Source organism: Paenarthrobacter sp. 2TAF44 (genome assembly GCF_052114885.1).
Taxonomy (GTDB): Bacteria; Actinomycetota; Actinomycetes; order Actinomycetales; family Micrococcaceae; genus Arthrobacter.
This window is the reverse complement of record NZ_JBFRFP010000005.1, coordinates 215,154-234,302: the sequence shown is the minus strand read 5'-3', so window position 1 is coordinate 234,302 and position 19,149 is coordinate 215,154. Positions and strand designations below refer to the sequence as shown.

General features: G+C 63.7%; 12 protein-coding genes. 9 read left to right on the top strand and 3 right to left on the bottom strand.

Going from position 1 to position 19,149, the window contains the following annotated elements:
* Positions 1-46: 46 nt before the first annotated feature.
* Positions 47-1,456 (bottom strand): MFS transporter, encoded by a 1,410-nt coding sequence (locus AB4Z15_RS07825; protein ID WP_442016816.1) that lies wholly within the window; start codon positions 1,454-1,456, stop codon positions 47-49.
* 294 nt (positions 1,457-1,750) lie between these two features.
* Here AB4Z15_RS07825 and AB4Z15_RS07820 point away from each other — a divergent pair, with 294 nt between their 5' ends.
* The 4 genes from AB4Z15_RS07820 to AB4Z15_RS07805 are packed head-to-tail and all read left to right on the top strand — an operon-like array spanning position 1,751 to position 7,739.
* Positions 1,751-3,163 (top strand): MFS transporter, encoded by a 1,413-nt coding sequence (locus AB4Z15_RS07820; protein ID WP_442016815.1) that lies wholly within the window; start codon positions 1,751-1,753, stop codon positions 3,161-3,163.
* Positions 3,164-5,407, top strand: coding sequence for a molybdopterin oxidoreductase family protein (locus AB4Z15_RS07815; protein WP_442016814.1), 2,244 nt, complete (start codon positions 3,164-3,166; stop codon positions 5,405-5,407).
* On the top strand, positions 5,404-6,966 hold the full coding sequence (locus tag AB4Z15_RS07810; protein WP_442016813.1) for an FAD-dependent oxidoreductase: 1,563 nt from the start codon (positions 5,404-5,406) through the stop codon (positions 6,964-6,966). The genes AB4Z15_RS07815 and AB4Z15_RS07810 overlap by 4 nt, the downstream gene beginning before the upstream one ends.
* A gap of 23 nt (positions 6,967-6,989) precedes the next feature.
* The gene (locus AB4Z15_RS07805) at positions 6,990-7,739 is read left to right on the top strand and encodes an MBL fold metallo-hydrolase (RefSeq protein ID WP_442016812.1); all 750 of its coding nucleotides are present in this window, start codon (positions 6,990-6,992) and stop codon (positions 7,737-7,739) included.
* Between the two features lie 97 nt (positions 7,740-7,836).
* Here AB4Z15_RS07805 and AB4Z15_RS07800 read toward each other — a convergent pair whose 3' ends face one another.
* Positions 7,837-9,246: an NAD(P)H-quinone dehydrogenase gene (locus tag AB4Z15_RS07800; RefSeq protein ID WP_442016811.1), complete on the bottom strand. Its 1,410-nt coding sequence runs from the start codon at positions 9,244-9,246 to the stop codon at positions 7,837-7,839.
* Between the two features lie 131 nt (positions 9,247-9,377).
* On the opposite strand from AB4Z15_RS07800, the gene AB4Z15_RS07795 reads away from it, so the two are divergent.
* The 4 genes from AB4Z15_RS07795 to AB4Z15_RS07780 all read left to right on the top strand — a co-directional run bounded on the left by AB4Z15_RS07795 (position 9,378) and on the right by AB4Z15_RS07780 (position 15,827).
* Entirely contained in the window at positions 9,378-10,178 is an 801-nt protein-coding gene (locus AB4Z15_RS07795; RefSeq protein ID WP_442016810.1) for a purine-nucleoside phosphorylase, read from the top strand.
* A gap of 452 nt (positions 10,179-10,630) precedes the next feature.
* Positions 10,631-12,232: a glycoside hydrolase family 68 protein gene (locus tag AB4Z15_RS07790; RefSeq protein ID WP_442006260.1), complete on the top strand. Its 1,602-nt coding sequence runs from the start codon at positions 10,631-10,633 to the stop codon at positions 12,230-12,232.
* Positions 12,233-12,325: 93 nt separating this feature from the next.
* Positions 12,326-13,981, top strand: a complete 1,656-nt coding sequence (locus AB4Z15_RS07785; RefSeq protein ID WP_442016809.1) for a glycoside hydrolase family 32 protein — start codon at positions 12,326-12,328, stop codon at positions 13,979-13,981.
* A gap of 100 nt (positions 13,982-14,081) precedes the next feature.
* Positions 14,082-15,827, top strand: coding sequence for a phospho-sugar mutase (locus tag AB4Z15_RS07780; RefSeq protein ID WP_442016808.1), 1,746 nt, complete (start codon positions 14,082-14,084; stop codon positions 15,825-15,827).
* A gap of 21 nt (positions 15,828-15,848) precedes the next feature.
* Here the strand turns inward: AB4Z15_RS07780 and nirD are convergent, their stop codons facing one another.
* Entirely contained in the window at positions 15,849-16,217 is a 369-nt protein-coding gene (nirD, locus tag AB4Z15_RS07775; RefSeq protein WP_442016807.1) for a nitrite reductase small subunit NirD, read from the bottom strand.
* Between the two features lie 282 nt (positions 16,218-16,499).
* Between nirD and nirB the strand changes: the two genes are divergently transcribed.
* Positions 16,500-19,145 carry a nitrite reductase large subunit NirB gene (nirB, locus tag AB4Z15_RS07770; protein WP_442016806.1) on the top strand — a complete coding sequence of 882 codons (2,646 nt, stop codon included), beginning with the start codon at positions 16,500-16,502 and terminating at the stop codon, positions 19,143-19,145.
* Positions 19,146-19,149: the final 4 nt, after the last annotated feature.

Below are 19,149 nucleotides of genomic sequence, written 5' to 3'. Positions count from 1 at the left end.
GCCCCGCACTGGAAGGTGCGGGGCCGACGTCGTTAAGTCCCGAAGGTCAGGCGACGTTGTTCTCGTAGTCCATGTCTTTGGTCTCGCGCGTGAGCCAGAGCGCCACGAACGTGATCACCGCAGCGATCGCCATGTAAACGCCAACCAGCCACGTGCTGCCGTTCGCTGCCTGCCAGAGAGCGATGGCGACGAACGATGCCGGGGCCGCTCCGATCATGGAAGACAGGTTGTACGCCACCGCAGAGCCGGTGTAACGGACGTTGGCCGGGAACAGCTCAGGCAGGATGGCCGCCATGGGACCGAAGGTGAGGCCCATGAGGGTGAAGCCCACAATGAGGCCAACCATTGCCGCTGCCTGGCTGGGACCAAACATGGTGAACCACAGCGCACCGAACGCGAAGATGCCGACGGTGACGCCCAGCAGGAACTTGCGGCGGCCCCACTTCTCGGCCAAAGGTCCGGAGACCACGGTGAAGATACCGAAGAAGACGACGCCGATGATCAGCATCCAGAGGAAGTCGGACCGGGTGATGCCCAGTCCGGGAACAAACGCCGCAATCTGGTCCGCCGTCATCGGCTTGCCTGCCTTGTCCGCCGCTGCCTGGGCACCGGCAAGGGTGGGCTTGGTGCCGTAGGACAGCGTGAACGTGGTCATGATGTAGAAGAGCACGTAGGTAGCAAACATGATGAAGGTGCCGGCCAGAACCGGGCGCCAGTGGCTCTTGAAGGTTGCGGCGAGGGGCAGCTTCTGGACCTTTTCCTGTTCGATCACCTTGGTGAAGGACACGCTCTCCACCAGCTTCAGGCGGACGTAAAGACCCACGATGACCAAGACAGCGCTGAGGATGAACGGAACGCGCCAACCCCACGCGAGGAACTCTTCGGCCGTCAGGGCAACGTTCATCCAGATGAAGATCACGTTGGCGATGATGAAGCCAATAGGGGCACCCAGTTGCGGGAAAGTTCCATAGATGGCGCGCTTGCCTTCAGGTGCATTCTCGGTAGCCAGCAAGGCTGCGCCGGACCATTCGCCACCCAAGGCCAGGCCTTGGAAGAAGCGCAGGACAACCAGCATGATCGGGGCCAGGATCGCCCACCCCGCCATGGAGGCCGTAGGCAGGAGGCCGATCAGGAAGGTTGCGATACCCATGGTCAACAGCGAGGCAACCAGGGTGCCCTTGCGGCCGATCTTGTCACCAAAGTGGCCGAAGACAACTGCGCCGATGGGACGCGCGAAGAAGGCAACACCGAAGATGGCAAACGCACTGAGCAGCGCATTGATGTCAGTGGCGTCGGGGAAGAAGAGCTTGGGGAAGACGAGCACTGACGCGGTGGCATAGGCGTAGAAGTCGTAGAACTCGATCGTCGTGCCGATCAGGCTGGCGAAGATCACTTTGCCCCGTGAGTTCACTGGCTTAGTGAACTCACCTTCCTTGGATGGTGCTGTGGAAGACATGTAGTAGCAGCTTTCGTTCACACCGGCCGATGCCCCTGGCGAGCCCGCCCGGCGAAGGATTATTCGAGAGTTCAATAATAGTTCCCGCAGTCCATTGACTGGACAACTAAGTCCACTATGCGGACCGATGGAAAAGTCTCATTCTGTGGTCCGGGCCACAATACCTCACCATTCCCTCACGCGCTGGTGACCCCGCCGATAGGGAAATGTCACAGCACGTTTACAAAGGGCGACGGTCCGCGAAACGCGTGAAACCTACCTTGGAAGAACAACGTCCCCCGAAGGAGGCACTCCGTGACTGTTGACCGCACTGCAGAAGAACTGGCCCCCACCCAGTCCACTGCTACCGCCGTTCCCACCCTTGAACACCGCCCCGGCCGCTGGATCGCCAACTGGGATGCCGAGGACAAGGGCCAGTGGGAAGCCGAAGGCCGGTCCATCGCCAAGCGCAATTTGTACTGGTCGATCTTCGCCGAATTCCTCGGCTTTGTCGTATGGCAGCTCTGGTCGATCGTTGTCGTCCAGCTCCCCGCAGCAGGTTTCAAGTTCGATACCAACCAGATCTTCTGGCTCATCTCCATCCCCAGCCTCGTAGGCGCCACGCTGCGAATCCCCTACACCTTCATGGTGCCGAAGTTCGGTGGCCGCAACTGGACCATCGTCTCGGCACTGCTCCTCCTGATTCCCGCCAGTGGCCTGGCGATCTGTGTTTCCACTCCGGAAACGCCGTTCGGTGTCATGCTCCTGGTAGCAGCCCTCGCCGGCTTCGGCGGAGGTAACTTCGCCAGCTCGATGGCCAACATCACCTTCTTCTACCCGGCACGCGAAAAGGGCTGGGCCCTGGGCCTGAACGCCGCGGGCGGAAACCTTGGTGCCGCCGTCGCGCAGCTTGTGGTTCCCATCGCCATCACCCTGCTCGCAGCTGGAACCGTGAACCTGCCGATGGCCGGCATCATCTGGATCCCGCTGATCCTGATCGCGGCATTCGGTGCCTGGAAGTACATGAACAACCTCACCAGCGCCAAGGGTGATGTGGCCGGATCCGTAGCGGCCCTCAAAGAACCGCACCTGTGGATCATGGCCTTCCTTTACATCGGAACATTCGGCTCCTTCATCGGCTTCGCCGGCGTCTTCCCGAAGCTGATCAAGGATTACTTCCCCGATTTCTCCTCCATCCACCTCGGTGCAGTGGCCCTCTCCCTGGCATTCCTCGGCCCGCTGGTCGGTTCGCTGGCCCGTCCTTACGGTGGCCGCATGGCAGACCGCATGGGCGGCGCCCGGATGACCATCGTTTCGTTCGCCTCCATGGCTGTCATCACCCTGACCATGATCTGGACCCTGCCACTGAAGAACTTCTGGTTGTTCCTGACCTTGTTCCTGGTGCTCTTCGTGGCGAGCGGCTTCGGTAACGGCGCTACCTACCGAATGATCCCGGTGATCTTCGCGACCTCCAGCCGGGCGGCCCGCTCAGGCGCCCCCAGCGCCTCAACGGCACGGTTGGCATCCTCCTCACTGGGCCTGATCTCGGCGATCGGTGCCTACGGCGGATTCGTGATCCCTCAGGTGCTGAACGCGTCGAGCTCATCAAGCGGCTCCTACACCCCGGCGTTCTACGGATTTGTTGGAGCCTACGTCCTGATGCTCGCCGTCTGCTGGGTCTGCTACATCCGCCCCGCCCAGAAGCGCAACACGATCGGACACATCTAGATGCCCAACGGCGCCGATACCCACTGCCCCTACTGCGCGCTCCAGTGCGCCATGACGCTGACCCCGGCTGCCTCGGCCGCCGGGGCAGCGCCCGCGCCCTCGTCCGACGCAGCACCGGCAAGCCCTGCCACACCTGCAATACCCGGTGAAGTTGCCGTGCCCTTGGAAGTTTCAGGGCGCGACTTCCCCACCAACCGGGGCGGGCTGTGCCGCAAAGGCTGGACATCGGCGTCGTTGTTGCGTCACAACGGCCGCGTCACCGAACCTATGCTCAAAGGATCCGACGGCGTCCACCAGCCAATCTCCTGGGACCAGGCGCTCATGCTGATCACCGCCGCTGTGAAGGACACCCAGAAGCAGTACGGAAACGACGCCGTCGGAGTTTTCGGCGGTGGCGGCCTCACCAACGAGAAGGCATACATGCTGGGCAAGTTCGCCCGGCTGGCATTACGCACCTCACGCATCGATTACAACGGCCGCTTCTGCATGTCCTCGGCGGCAGCGGCAGGCAACCGCGCCTTCGGCGTGGACCGCGGCCTCCCCTTCCCCGTCACTGACCTGGACTCCGCTTCCGTGATCCTCATGCTCGGCTCGAACGTCGCCGAGACCATGCCTCCGTTCGTCCAGCACCTTCAGGGCGCGCGCGACGCCGGCGGGCTGATCGTGGTGGACCCCCGGCGTTCGGCCACGGCGGCTTTCACGGGCGACGGCGGCGGCTTCCATTTGCAGCCAACGCCCGGCACAGACTTGGCCCTCCTTTTGGGCATCAGCCACGTTGTGGTCCACGAAGGCCTGGCCGACACCAGCTACATCGAGGCAAACACCAAGGGCTATGCTTCCGTGGTTCGCAGCCTCAACGCCTTCTGGCCCGAGCGCGTCCAGTCCATCACCGGTGTCCCGGCCACCCTCATCCGTGAGACCGCCCGGCGTCTGGCACAAGGCGCCCGCAACGGCGGCAGCTACATCCTCAGCGGCCGCGGCGTGGAACAGCACGTCGATGGGACGGACACCGCAACCGCTGCCATCAACCTCAGCCTCCTCCTGGGCCTGCCCGGCTCGGCCCGCAGCGGCTACGGCACACTCACCGGCCAAGGCAATGGCCAGGGCGGCCGTGAGCACGGCCAGAAGGCCGACCAGCTCCCCGGCTACCGCAAAATTACCGATCCCGCCGCGCGCGCCCACGTCGCCAAGGTCTGGGGCGTGGACGAGTCGCTGATCCCCGGAGCCGGCCTTCCCGCCGTCGAACTCCTCAAGTCACTCGGAAAGCCCGACGGCGTCCGTTGCCTCTTCGTGCACGGCGCCAACGTGGTGGTTTCGGCGCCGGACACCAACGCGGTAACCAAAGGACTCCGCAGCCTGGACTTCCTGGTGGTCTGCGACTTCTTCATGTCCGAGACCGCAGCCGAGGCCGATCTGGTCCTGCCCGTGACGCAGTGGGCCGAGGAAGAAGGGACGCTGACCAACCTTGAAGGACGCGTCATCCGGCGTCGCAAGGCAATCACTCCTCCCCCGGGCGTCCGCAGCGAATTGTGGCTGATGGCACGGCTCGCGGAAATGCTCGAGGCTCCCTCCACGTTCAGCGATGACCCCGAGACAGTGTTTGAAGAACTCAGGCTTGCCTCCGCCGGTGGACTGGCTGACTACTCCGGCATCGACTACGCCATGTTGGATCGTGGCGAAGCTGCCTACTGGCCCTATCCAGTGGGCAGCCAGGGAACGCCGCGCCTCTTCACTGATGGGTTCGCGCATGCTGATGGCCGGGCCGTAATGGTTCCGGTTTCCCCTTCCAAGCGGGCTGTACGTTCGTTTGCGGACGACTCCCTGGCCCTCGCCACTGGCCGCCTCCTTGAGCACTACCAGTCCGGCGCCCAGACCCGCCGCGTGAGCGAGCTGCTGGCGTCCCAACCTCAGGCTAAGCTCCTGATCCACCCTGGCACGGCCGCAGCGCGTGGCATTGCCGACGGCGATTACGCCACCGTGACCAATCAGCGCGGTGAGGTCCTCTGCCGGGCGGAACTCAGCAACTCGGTCCGCCCTGACACTGTCTTCCTCCCGTTCCACTTCCCGGGCCAGGAAAACGCCAACCGCCTCACGGAGGCGGTCACCGATCCCATCTCCGGCATGCCGGAATTCAAGACCAGCCGGGTATGGGTCCGGCGGGCAGCGTCCACCACAGTTTCAGCGGCTCCAGTCGCTGTGCCTGCCGGATCCGGGCTGCCCTTGCACGCCAAGGAGGCATCATGAGCGAGCGCATTGTTGTTGTTGGATTCGGCCCGGTTGCTGCGCGACTGGTGGACGAGCTGCTTCCCGCGGTCCGCACAGGACTCGTGCAACTGCTGGTGGTCGGCCAGGAAGCTGAGGCCGCATACAACCGCGTCATGGTGGCCGAACTCGGCGTCGGACGGACCACTCCTGAGGCCCTGGCCATGGCTGATGCTGCTGAACTGGAGGCCGACGGCGTCGACGTGCGGTTGGGCGTCAAGGTCAAGAGGATTGACCGCGCACGCCAGCACGTGATTCTCTCCGACGGCACCAACGAACACTACGACCGCCTGGTGTTTGCCACCGGTTCCCGGCCGGTCATTCCCAACCTCACCGGTTTGAACCCTGATCCGGCGGGACCCGTTCTTCCGGCGGGTGTCACTGCCCTGCGCGATCTTCGTGATGCTGCGGTACTCCGTGAAGCTGTCGCTGGCGGCAAACGCGTGGTGGTCCTGGGCGGTGGCGTGCTTGGCCTGGAAACTGCCCTCGCCGCCGCGGAGGAAGGCGCGCAGGCAACGGTGGTCCACAACGGGCCCTTCCCCTTGGGGCGGAGCATTGACCGCGGCAGCGGATCCGTCCTCACCAGCAGCCTCCGCGCCGGCGGCGTTCGGATGGCCGGCAACGCGAGGTCTACAGGTGTGGAAACCGCTGGACCCGGCGGATCTTTCTCGGCTCTCCTGCTGGAGGACGGATCGGCGATCGACGGCGACCTGCTGGTCCTCTCCTGCGGCGTCCGCCCGAGGATCGAACTGGCCGAGGGTTGTGGCCTTCCTGTTGCGGTCGGAATTCTGGTGGACCACCATCTCCGGACCTACCACGAGCCACACATGTTCGCGATCGGCGATTGTGCCGAGGTCCGCTGCCCTGACGCTTCCTGCCTCGATTGCCGGACCGCCACAGGCCCCTCCGGTTTGGTAGGCCCCGGCTGGCGTCAGGCTGAATGGCTGGCTGAATATCTCGTGGTCCTGGCACAAGACGGCCAGGAAGCCGCGGATGCGCTGGAAGCCCTGGCCACGGAAAAGCCCGGCGTCGTGGTTCTAAAAGCACGGGGCATCAACCTTGCCGTTGCCGGCGACAACCAAGCCGATCCATGGGACGAAGAGCTTCTGGAAGCCGGGGCCACTGCTGGCCGGGCACGCCGCCAGATCTCCCAGTGGGCCGATCCCGAGCACGGCCGCTACGTCAAGATGACAACGCGCGGCGGAGTGCTGGAGGGTTTGGTGGCCGTGGGCATGCCCCGGACTGCGGCTGAACTGGTGGTCCTTTTCGAACGTTCCTCAGAGCTGCCAGCGGACCGTTCCCTGCTGCTTCGCCTGGACGGCCCGGACCAGTTGGATTCCGGCGCTACCAGCAACGATCCCCAGCGCACAGTGTGCCGCTGTGCAGGCGTCAGCGCGGCAAGCATTGAGGATTCCGTTCTGGATGGTTGCAGCACTGTTGGCGAGGTCTCCAAGGCCACCCGCGCCGGAACAGGGTGCGGCGGATGCCACGAGGACATCAAGGGGCTCATCGAGAAGCACTTCCAAGCGGCTGCTGCATAGGTGTCCCCGCTTAGACTTCTCGGGTGAACGTATCTGAGCAGGCGCCAGGGGTCTTCTTCGTCGAGGGTCCTGCGTCCAACTGGGTCATTCTCCGGGATGCCCCGGCCTCCGCGGACAGGCCTGCCTTCCTGCTGATCGACGGCGGATATCCTGCCGACCGGGACCTGGTCCTCGAGTCCATCCGCCAACTGGGGCTGGATCCCGCCAATACCAAAGCCATGCTCATCACCCATGGCCATGTGGACCACACGGGCTCCGCGGCGTACTTCTCGCGGACGTTCGGCACGCCCATCCTGTGTTCCCCGGAGGAACTTGCCCACGTTCAGGGCAAGGAGAAGCACCAGGTCACGTTCGGCCAGGTGATTATCCGGGCGTGGCGGCCACGTGTTTTCCGCTGGTTGCTCCATGTCATCAAAGCGAAAGCCCTCCAGGCGGAGCCCGCAATCCGCGCCGAGCCGTGGGACGAGAACAGGCTCCGGAGCCTGCCCGGCCAGCCGGAAGCCATCCTCTTGCCCGGTCACACCCCAGGCAATGTTGCTCTACTGATCCCCGGGGCGCAGGCCATCGCCGTAGGTGACACATTTGCCAGTGGCCACCCGATCAGCACAAAATCCGGGCCCCAGATGCTGCACCGGATGTACCACTCGAATCCGGAGACCGCCCTCGCAGCGGCACGCTCCTTGAGCAGCGTCCAAGCCAACGTGATCCTGCCGGGCCACGGTCCTGCGTTGCACCTGCCACTCGCCGAAGCCATCGCGAGCCTCCAAACGTAGGAAACAGAAACGCCCGTTTCGATGGCTCGCTGCGCATTCGACGTCCAACCATCGAATCCGCAGCAAGCCATCGAAACGGGCGCCACAGGAGCAAAAACTACATGTGCACGTGCAAGCGCCGGGCTGCCTCCGAGATGGACCCAGTCAGTGACGGGTACACCGTGAAAGCACTGGCGACGTCGTCAACGTGCAGCTTCTGCGTCACGGCCACGGAGATCGGGAAGATGAGTTCGGAAGCGTTCGGTCCCACCACCACGCCCCCAATCACGGTGCCGGATCCCTTGCGGGCGATGATCTTGACGAAGCCATCCTTGGTGTTGCGCATCTTGGCGCGGGCATTGCTCAGCAGCGAGAGCATCACGACGTCGCCCTGGTACTTGCCGGAGGCGAGATCGGCCTCGGAAACACCCACGGAGGCGATTTCCGGGGACGTGAAGATGTTCGACGCCACCTGGTTGAGCTTGAGCGGCTTCACGCCATCACCCATGAAGTGTGCAACCGCGATGCGGCCCTGCATGGCGGCCACGGACGCCAGCGCGAACACTCCCGTGCAGTCGCCGGCTGCGTAAATGTTGGGGGCAGTGGTGCGCGAGACACCATCCACCTTGATGTGCCCGGACTCCGTCAAGGTCACCCCTGCTTCCTCAAGCCCGATTCCGGCCGTGTTGGGGATGGAACCAACGCACACCAGGCAATGCGAGCCGGTGACCACCGATCCATCGCCCAAGGTGACCTTCACTCCGTCGTCCGTCCGCTCAACCGCGTTGGCCCGCGACCGGGACAACACGCGCACGCCGCGGCGCTCGAAGACGCCTTCCAGCAGTTTGGCGGCGTCCGTGTCCTCACCGGGGAGGACCTGGTCGCGGCTGGAAATCAGGGTGACCTTGGAGCCGAGGCCGTTGTAGGCGGAGGCGAATTCGGCGCCGGTGACACCGGAGCCCACCACGATCAGTTCCTCGGGCAGCTCGTCCAGGTTGTAGATCTGGGCCCAGTTGAGGATGCGTTCGCCGTCGGGCTTGGCAGTGGGGAGCTCGCGCGGGTGTGCGCCCACCGCCAGCAGGATGGCATCGGCGTCGATGGTGCGGACGCCTTCAAGGGTCAGGACCTCAATCGTGTTGTTGTCCAGCAATTTGCCGGAACCGATCACGATCTCCACGCCGAGGCGCTCCAGCCCCGCGCGGATGTCGTGGGACTGTCCACGGGCCAGCTCCAGGACGCGGTTGTTGATGTGCTTCAGGTCGGCGCGGGGCTTGGAGCCGCCGCCGTCGCCGTCGAACTTGACGCCCAACTCGTCCGCCTCACCGACGCGGGTCATGAGGTCGGCGGTGGCAATAAGGGTTTTGGAAGGCACGACGTCGGTCAGCACGGCGGAGCCGCCAAGGCCTGCCCGCTCGACGATGGTGACTTTTGCGCCAAGGGAAGCGGCCACCATGGCGGCTTCATATCCTCCGGGACCACCTCCCAGAATCGCGATACGGGGGGAACTGAAGTCAACTTGGGTGGTCACAATCCTCAATTCTCGCTCATTGCAGCGCAGGCTGCCAGTCAGCCAAGCCTCACCCACGGGTGTCGAAAAGGCGTCCCTACCAAATTGCCGCACACGCAAGGTAGCTTGTACCAGTGAGTAACACTGAGCTGATGAACACAGACCCTTTCGAAGCTGCCCGGGCCGCCGCGGACTTCATTGCCGCAGAGACCGGCGTTGAGTCCCACGACGTTGCCTTGGTACTCGGTTCCGGTTGGGCCGAAGCTGCGGATCTCATTGGTGAAACTACGGCCACGCTGAATGCCTCCGAGGTTCCCGGCTTCCACCAACCTTCAGTTGTGGGCCATGTGGGAACCATTCGCTCCGTCCTGACCAAGGAAGGCAAGCGCGCCCTGGTCCTCGGAGCCAGGACGCACTACTACGAAGGCAAGGGTGTCCGCTCCGTCGTCCACGGCGTTCGCACCGCCGCAGCCGCAGGTTGCAAGACGCTGGTCCTCACCAATGGCTGCGGTGGCCTTAATGAGGATTGGACCCCGGGCACGCCTGTACTCATCAGCGACCACATCAACCTGACCGCCACGTCCCCGCTTGAGGGCGCAACGTTCGTGGACCTCACGGACCTCTACTCCTCACGTGTCCGGCAACTGGCCCGCGAAGTTGATCCGTCACTGCAGGAAGGTGTCTACGCCCAGTTCAGCGGTCCTCACTACGAGACACCGGCCGAGGTCCAGTACGCCAAGCGCATCGGAGCGGACCTCGTGGGAATGTCTACGGCGTTGGAAGCCATCGCCGGACGCCATGCAGGCATGGAGGTCTTCGGCATCTCGCTGGTCACCAACCTCGCCGCGGGTATCAGCCCGGTTCCGCTGAGCCACGCCGAAGTCCTCGAGGCCGGCCAAGCGGCAGGCAAGCGTATCTCCAAACTGCTTGCGGAAATCATCGCGAAGCTCTGAAGGCCAACCTCCAACAATCCCCTCCATTACCGCCAGTAGGCCTCCATCGTCTGTGTGACTTGAACCATTTCAAAAGTAAACACACAGCAAATTCTCAGATTAAATCTGATTTATAACGAAACAATTGATTCCGTCGCGGAGTTGTGGCACGCGCACGCGTTGAGAAATGTAAGCGCTTGCACACAGATGTCTGACAATCCGTTTTGGCCTCTGAAACGTGCTTTGATTTGTCCCGCGAAGCCCGTCTAGCGTGGGAGTCGTTCCGGTAAGTCGACGTGCCGGAGCCGCCGCGGCGAGAACCCTGCAAGGGGTTCGCCGCACCTCGAAACGATGGCGTCCCTCGAAGACGCCATCAGCGGATCGAGCGGACGCTGTAGTAGCGAGCCCCCTCCCGGGGGATCAGGGCATGCGCCCCACTCCACGAAGTCCAACACTCCGCGAGAAGAGCAAGCATGAACACGCACTCAACCCTTCAACGGCCGCGCCGCCGTCTGCGACAGGCAGCCGCCCTCGCAGCCGCAGCCAGCGTGGCCGGAAGCATCCTGCTGGTGACGCCGGCTGCGCAGGCCAACCTGCCGGCTGACCCGCCGTCGAGCACCATGCCGGCACCCACGCCCGGCTTCCCACTGCCCTCCGTCCACACGCAGGAGGCGTACGACCCCGCCGCCGACTTCACGTCCAAATGGACCCGTGCGGACGCCAAGCAGATCATGGCACAGAGCAACACCAACGTTGCTCCGGGCCAGAACTCCATGAGCCCCGACGTCACCATGCCGGAAATCCCCAAGGACTTCCCCGCCATGAACGACGACGTCTGGGTTTGGGACACCTGGTCCCTGACGGACGAGAACGCGAACCAGATCAGCTACAAGGGCTGGGACGTCATCTTCTCCCTGGTAGCTGACCGGCACGCCGGCTACGGCTTCGACCAGCGCCACTGGAACGCCCGGATCGGGTACTTCTTCCGCAAGACCAACGCTGATCCTGCCAAGGACAAGTGGAACTACGGCGGACACCTGTTCCTGGACAACACGTCCATCGGCAACACGGAATGGTCCGGCTCCACGCGCCTCATGCAGGGCAACAAGATCAACGTCTTCTACACGGCCACCACGTTCTACGACGTTGCTGAGCGCAACGCAGGCGGCGGCGGCATCGCTCCGGATGCTGTCATTGCGAAGGCACTGGGCAACATCCACGCCAACCAGGACGGCGTGACCTTCGATGGCTTCGAGCACACCAAGCTGCTGGAGCCGGACGGAAAGATGTACCAGAACAAGGCCCAGAACCCGGGCTTCGCTTTCCGTGACCCGTACACCTTCGCGGACCCCGCCCACCCGGGCAAGACCTTCATGGTCTTCGAAGGCAACACCGGCGGCACGCGCGGCGATTACAAGTGCAAGCAGGAAGACCTCGGCTACCAAGCGGGCGATCCCCACGCCGAGAGCCTGAACCAGGTCAACACCACCACAGGTGCCTGGTACCAGACCGCCAACGTGGGCCTGGCTGTGGCCGACAACAAGGACCTCACCAAGTGGAGCTTCCTGCCCCCGATCCTGTCCGCCAACTGCGTCAACGACCAAACTGAGCGTCCGCAGATCTTCATCCAGAACGAAAACGGCAAGAACAAGTACTACCTGTTCACCATCAGCCACCAGTTCACCTACGCCGATGGCATGCGTGGCCCGGACGGCGTCTACGGCTTCGTCGGCAACGGCGTTCGCTCGGACTTCCAGCCGGTGAACAACAGCGGCCTGGCCCTGGGCTCCCCCACGGACCTGAACATGCCGGCCAACGCGCCGGAGGGTCCGGACCCCCGCCAGAATGGTCGTCAGTTCCAGGCTTACTCGCACTACGTACAGCCCGGTGGCCTCGTCCAGTCGTTTATCGACAACGTGGGCGGCGTCCGCGGCGGCTCCCTGTCCCCCACCGTGAAGATGAACTTCCAGGGTGGCGTGACGCAGGTTGACCGCAGCTTCGGCAAGAACGGCCTTGGTCCGTTCGGCTACCTGCCCACCAACGTCCGCGTTGGCGGCGAAGGACTCTACAAGTAGGCCGCAACACCCCCGGCCGTTAGGCCACGGCAGGGGTGCAGGCTCCACAAGGGCCGGCACCCCTGCCACTCCCCAACCCCAGGATCTCTCCCCATGACTTACCCCAATCCCCGCCTGTCCCGCCGTAACCTGCTGGCCGCAAGTGCCGCCGTCGTGGTCGCCTTTTCTGCTGCCGCCTGCACTGCTCCTGCACCGGAAAGCCCCGGCCTGGCAACGGAAAGCCCGACGTCGGCCCCCATCCCGGGCGGCCACCGGCCATCCGTTTCGGATCCGTGGCGGCCCGCAGCCCACCTGACGGCTGAAAAGAACTGGCTCAACGATCCCAACGGCCTCGTCTACCACGACGGGACCTACCACGCCTTCTACCAGTACAACCCGCGCGGGAACTCGTGGGGCAACATGTCCTGGGGCCACTCCACCAGCACGGACCTGGTGCACTGGGAACAGCAGCCTGTTGCCATGGAGGCGAGCCCGCAGGAGGAAATCTTCTCCGGTTCGATCGTGATGGATAAGAACAACGCGTCCGGACTGGGGTCCGCGCAGAACCCGCCCATGGTTGCCCTCTACACCAGTGCCTACGGAAAGAACGGCGTGCTCCCACAAGGTGCGCAGGCGCAATCCGTAGCCTTCAGCCTGGACAACGGCAGCACCTGGCAGAAGTACAAGGGCAACCCTGTCCTGAACCTGGCGCCCACCAACAACAACTTCCGCGACCCCAAGATCACTTGGTACGAGCCCGGCCGATACTGGGTGATGACCACTGTCGTGGCGGACGCGCAGGTAGTGAAGATGTTCAAATCCACGGACCTTCTCCACTGGGACTTCCTCAGTGATTTCTCCGGAGTCGGCGCCCAGGGCGGACTCTGGGAGGTGCCGGAACTCATCCAGATGGACGTAGAGGACTCCACCGCGAAGAAGTGGGTCATGCTGCTGAGCATCAACCCCGGTGGCATCGCGGGTGGCTCAGGCATGCAGTACTTCGTCGGCGAATTTGACGGCACCCGTTTCACGGCCGAGAACGCCGCGCCCGCGGATGCCCCGCTCACGGAATCCCAGTGGCTGGACCATGGCGCCGACTACTATGCGGCAAACTCGATCTCCGGAGCGCCCGGCGGCAAGCCCGTGCTCCTTGGCTGGATGGGCAATTGGGACTACGCCCAACACGTTCCCACCACGCCCTGGCGCGGATCCATGGCAATCCCCCGCGAGCTCACCCTGGTGCGGGGCCAGAAGCGGTTCGAACTGCGATCGGCCATTGCCGGCGTGGCGAGGGAAGCACTCGAACATGCCGGAGGTGAGGTGAAGAGCAAAAACCTCACCGTCGGGCCGGACGTGCAGGATCTTGGCAGTGATTTCGCCCGTCGTACGCAGCTCATTGAACTCGAAATGGACCTTGCCTCGGCTCGGGAAGCAGGAATTCTCCTTCGTCGATCCGCTGACGGCAGCGCTGGCCTGCGTATCTCCTACAACAAGGAAAAGCGCACCGTCAGGGTTGACCGTTCCAAAGCCGGGACCAGCAACTTCTCCGAGAAATTCAGCCCCTACCACGAGGTTGCCCTGCCCTCCTCCGGCAGCGACAGCAAGGTCCGCCTCCGCATCCTCCTGGATTCCTCGTCCGTGGAGGTCTTCGCCCAGGATGGGGCTGCAGTCATTTCGGACATCTTCTTCCCGGACTGGGACAACACGGGATCCTCTGTGTTCAGCATGGATGGGAACACGGACTTCACCGTCCGATCCCTCGCCCTCTAAAGCAACGCGGGGTCAGATATGGCCCATTGCGACTGGATTTATGGGCCATATCTGACCCCGCGTTGCCTTTGACGTGGGCAATGAGGATAGTTTTGTCCCTATGACATCAAGCGATGCCGCCCTTAACCAGCTGCTCACCGACGCCCGTGAATGGGCTTCCCATGATCCGGACCCCACGACGTCGGCCGCTCTCCTTGAGCTCACCGACCTCGCCAGCGGCGGTGACGCGGGAGCAGTCCAGGAATTGGGCGACAGCTTTAACGGCACCCTGCAGTTTGGCACTGCCGGCCTCCGAGCGGCTCTCGGCCCAGGTCCCAACCGGATGAACAGGGTGGTGGTGCGCCGGGCAGCGGCTGGCTTGGCTGGTTTCCTGACCGAAGTGGTCGCTGCAGCTGCGCCGGGTACCCGGCCCCGCGCCGTCGTCGGCTTTGACGCCAGGTATAACTCGGTCATTTTCGCGGAAGAGACGGCTGCGATCTTCACTGCGGCTGGCATCGAGACCTTCCTGATGCCAGCAGCACTCCCGACGCCGTTGCTCGCCTATGCGGTCAGGGCGCTGGATTGCGATGGCGGCGTGATGGTCACCGCGAGCCACAATCCGCCGCAGGACAACGGCTACAAGGTTTATCTTGGCCGGCACGCCGTGACTGAGAGCGGCCGGGGTTCACAGATCGTGGCCCCGTACGATGCTCAGATTGCGGAAAAGATTGCGGACGTGGGCACCCTGGCGTCGATCGACCTGGCCGCGGCTGGCTGGACAGTACTTCCCAGCTCCATTGCCACGGACTACCAAGCGGCGATGGCAGGTCTGGTGGATGCAGAGCACTTCCCCTCGCGGGACCTGAAGATCGTCCTCACCCCCATGCATGGTGTGGGCGGCGAAACGGCCGTATCCGTACTGAACGCGGCGGGCTTCACGGATGTCACCCTCGTCGCTGAGCAGGCCGAACCTGACCCCGATTTCCCCACCGTCGCATTTCCCAACCCGGAAGAACCAGGCGCCCTGGACCTGGCGCTTGCGGCCGCGGCGGACCTGGGTGCCGACATCGTCCTGGCCAACGATCCCGACGCCGATCGGGCCGCAGTTGCTGCGGTTGACCCCGCAACCGGGGCTTGGCGGATGCTGCGCGGGGACGAAGTTGGTGCACTCCTGGGCGCACACATCGTTGCGCGCATGGCTGCCGGCGCCGGTGAAGAACCCCGGGCAGGCGTCTTCGCCAACTCGATAGTGTCCTCGCGGCTGTTATCACGCATTGCGGCTGCGGCGGGCTATGCCCATGAGGAAACACTCACGGGCTTCAAGTGGATTTCGCGCGTCCCAGGACTCACTTACGGGTATGAGGAAGCGCTGGGATATTGTGTGGCGCCGGATCTGGTCCGGGACAAGGATGGCATCTCAGCGGCCGTGTTGATCGCGGAATTAGCGGCAACCGCCAAGGCCGAGGGCAAGACGATCTTCGACACCCTGGATGAGCTGTACCTGGTGCACGGGCTGCACGCGAGTGACCAGTTGAGCATCCGTGTGGCTGACCTGGGGCTCCTGGATGCCATGATGAACCGCTTGCGGGTCAACCCGCCGGAAGCGTTTGGAGGCTCCGCCGTCGAGATTTTCACCGATCTTGCCGAAGGCAGCGAATCCTTGCCGCCCACGGATGGGCTCCTCTACCTCACACGGGACCAGAGCCGCGTGATCATCCGGCCCAGCGGCACGGAACCAAAGCTCAAGTGTTACCTGGAGGTCATCCAGGCTGTGGAGTCGGCAGCAGAGCTTCCAGCTGCCCGCCAAGCAGCGCGGACATCCCTGGACGATGTCCTTCGGGATGTCCGCGAAGCATTGGGCTTGTAGCCGCCGGAGTCTGGCGGGTTCTTAGAGTTCGACCTCGATGTAGCCATCCACAAGGCGGGTGGCAAAGGTTGCGAGCTTGAGGTCCGGATCGGTGAAGCACTCACCGGTTTCGAGGTCGTAAACCTCTTTGTGCAGCGGCGACGCAATGGTCGGCCGGCTGCCGCGGGACCCGATAATGCCGCGGGCCATGACGTTGGCCAGGGTGGCCGGGTCCTGCTGTGCGACGGCGAAGACTTCGCCGGGTGCGATGCGGAACAACGCTACCTGCCGGCCCTCGATGAGTGCCGCTTCGCCCCAGGCCACTTCGAGTTCGTCCACCGGGCACACACGGTGCCATTCGCCAACGGCGGTAGTAGTCAGTTCGTCGGCACGGTCCAGAATTACGGTCATTTCAGCCCCTCTCACTGTGTCCGGGCGCTGGCAATTTCCACCTTCACTCCCCCGGACCGGGCCACGCTTGCGGCCACTCTTCAAAGCTAGGGCGCGGGTGTTTCATCGGGGGTCCGCATTTGTGTCCGGTGCGTAAAAGAGACCTCACACCCCGCGAAATGCGTTCGTGATGCAGAAGTTAAGATCACGAAACAAAAGGGAAACTGAAGCGAAACTGCCCGTCCCTAGGCTGGAAGCACAAGTTGCGGAGATCCGTCTGCAACATCTGCGAAAGGCCCACCAGTGACCGGACACACTTCAAGTACAGAGAACCCGCGCCGCATCGTTGTCGTCGGAGGCGGCCCTGCGGCCCACCGTTTCGCCGACGCAATGTACAACCGCGGTCTTGAAGGCTGGCAGGTTACGGTGCTCACCGAAGAAGCCCACCTCCCCTACGACCGCGTTGCGTTGAGCAAGGCATTGACGGAAATGGACGTTGACCTCACGTTGGGCGAGGCGTCCATGTGGGACCACGAGGCATTGACGCTGAAGACCGGCGAGCGCGCCGTCAAGATCGATGTCGCCGCCAAGAGCGTCCTCACGGCCGCAGGGAACAAGTACGAATACGACCACCTGGTGGTCGCTTCTGGTTCAAACGCTGCCCGCCTGCCCATTCCCGGCAACGAGCTCACTCACGTGTACCGCACCCTTGAAGACGTTTGGGCCATTAACAAGGCCATCGCCGACCTCACGGAAAAGCTTGGCCGCAAGGTCAACGCGGTCACGATTGGTGGAGGCCTCCTCGGCCTTGAGTCCGCGGCCGGCACGGAGCAGCTGGGCGCCAACCCGATCGTCATCGACGGCTCGCAGTGGCTTATGGCCACCCAGCTGGATGAAGGCGCCGGCCAGGCGATGGGCCGCCTGATCAAGGCCAAGGGCTTCGAAGTGCACAGCGGCGTCTTCCCTTCCGAGGTGTTGTCCGACGACGACGGCCAGGTCACCGGAGTCCTCATGGCCGACGGCCGCACCATCGACGCAGATATGGTGATCGTAGCCATCGGCGTACGGCCCCGGGATGAACTCTTCCGCGCCGCAGAGGGTGAAGAGCAGCTCTTCTCGCTTGGCCAGCGTGGCGGCGTGGTCATCAACGACTACTGCGCCACAGAGGTCGATGGTATCTGGGCCATCGGTGAAGTAGCCAACTTCGAGGGCATGTGCCTGGGCCTCGTTGCCCCCGCCAACACTATGGCCGAGATCGTTGCAGACCGCCTTCACGGTGGCGAGGCAACGTTCCCGGGATTCGATACGGCCACCAAGCTGAAGTTGTCCGGCGTGGATGTTGCGAGCTTCGGTGACGCCTTCGCCCGCACCGAGCACTCCCTCGAAATCGTCTATGCCGACCCCGCCCGCGGCGTCTACCAGAAGATCGTCACCACTGACGATGCCAAGACCCTCCTGGGCGGCATCTTCGTGGGCGACGCTTCCCCTTACATGAGCCTTCGCCCGTTGCTCGGACGTGAACTGCCCGCCGAACCGGGCGCCTTCCTGAGCGCTGCCGGTGGTGGCGAGGCTCCCGAAACCGAGCTTCCGGATGATGCAATCCTGTGCTCCTGCAACAACGTGTCCGCCGGAACCATCCGGGACACCGTCAACGGTTGCGGTGCCTGCGAGGGCAACGCTCCGGTCCAGGAACTCGGCGAGCTCAAGGGCTGCACGCGTGCGGGCACCCAGTGCGGTTCCTGTGTCCCCATGTTGAAGAAGCTCCTCGAAGGCGAACTGAAGAAGTCCGGCATCGAGGTTTCCAAGGCCCTCTGCGAGCACATCAGCCTGTCCCGCCAGGAGTTGTTCGATGCCATCCGCGTCTTGGAACTCACCTCCTTCGAGGAGATCATGGCCAAGTACGGCACCGGTGCCGGTTGCGATATCTGCAAGCCGACCATCGCCTCCATCCTGGCCAGCCAGCACTCCGCTTACGTCCTGGATGCCGGCCGTGGTTCCCTGCAGGACACCAACGACCGTGCCTTGGCGAACATGCAGAAGGACGGCACGTACTCGGTGGTTCCGCGTATCGCCGGTGGTGAAATCACCCCCAAGGGACTCGGTGTCATTGCAGCGGTCGCCGAAAAGTACAACCTGTACACCAAGATCACCGGTGGCCAGCGCATCGATATGTTCGGTGCCCGCCTGGAGCAGCTGCCGGACATCTGGAAGGAACTGGTTGACGCCGGCTTCGAGTCCGGCCAGGCGTACGGCAAGAGCCTGCGCACGGTGAAGTCCTGCGTCGGATCAACGTGGTGCCGTTTCGGCGTCCAGGATTCCGTAGCCATGGCCATCGCCCTGGAACTGCGGTACCGGGGCCTGCGCAGCCCCCACAAGCTGAAGATGGGTGTCTCTGGTTGCGCCCGCGAGTGTGCCGAGGCCCGCGGCAAGGACGTCGGCGTCATTGCCACTGCTGATGGCTGGAACCTGTATGTGGGCGGCAACGGCGGAGCCACCCCGGCACACGCCCAGTTGCTCGCCAAGGATCTGGATGACGAAACACTCCTGAAGTACATCGACCGCTACCTCATGTACTACATCCGCACCGCCGACCGCCTGCAGCGCACTGCGCGCTGGCAGGAAGAGCTCGACGGCGGCATCAAGCACGTCGAGGAAGTAGTGGTACACGACTCCCTGGGTATCGCCGAAGAGCTTGAAGCCGCCATGGCCAAGCACATCGACACCTACGAGGACGAGTGGGCTGAGACCTTGAAGGACCCGGAGCGCCTCCGCCGTTTCCGTTCCTTCGTCAACGCCCCCAACCAGAAGGACGAGTCCATCTCCTTCGTTCCGGAGCGCGGCCAGATCCGCCCCGCGACGAACGAGGAAAAGGGCGGCGTGCTCATCGCCTCCACCATCCCGGTCCGCCGCGAAACTGTCGGCGCAGAACGCGTCGGCGCAGAGAACTAGGGGT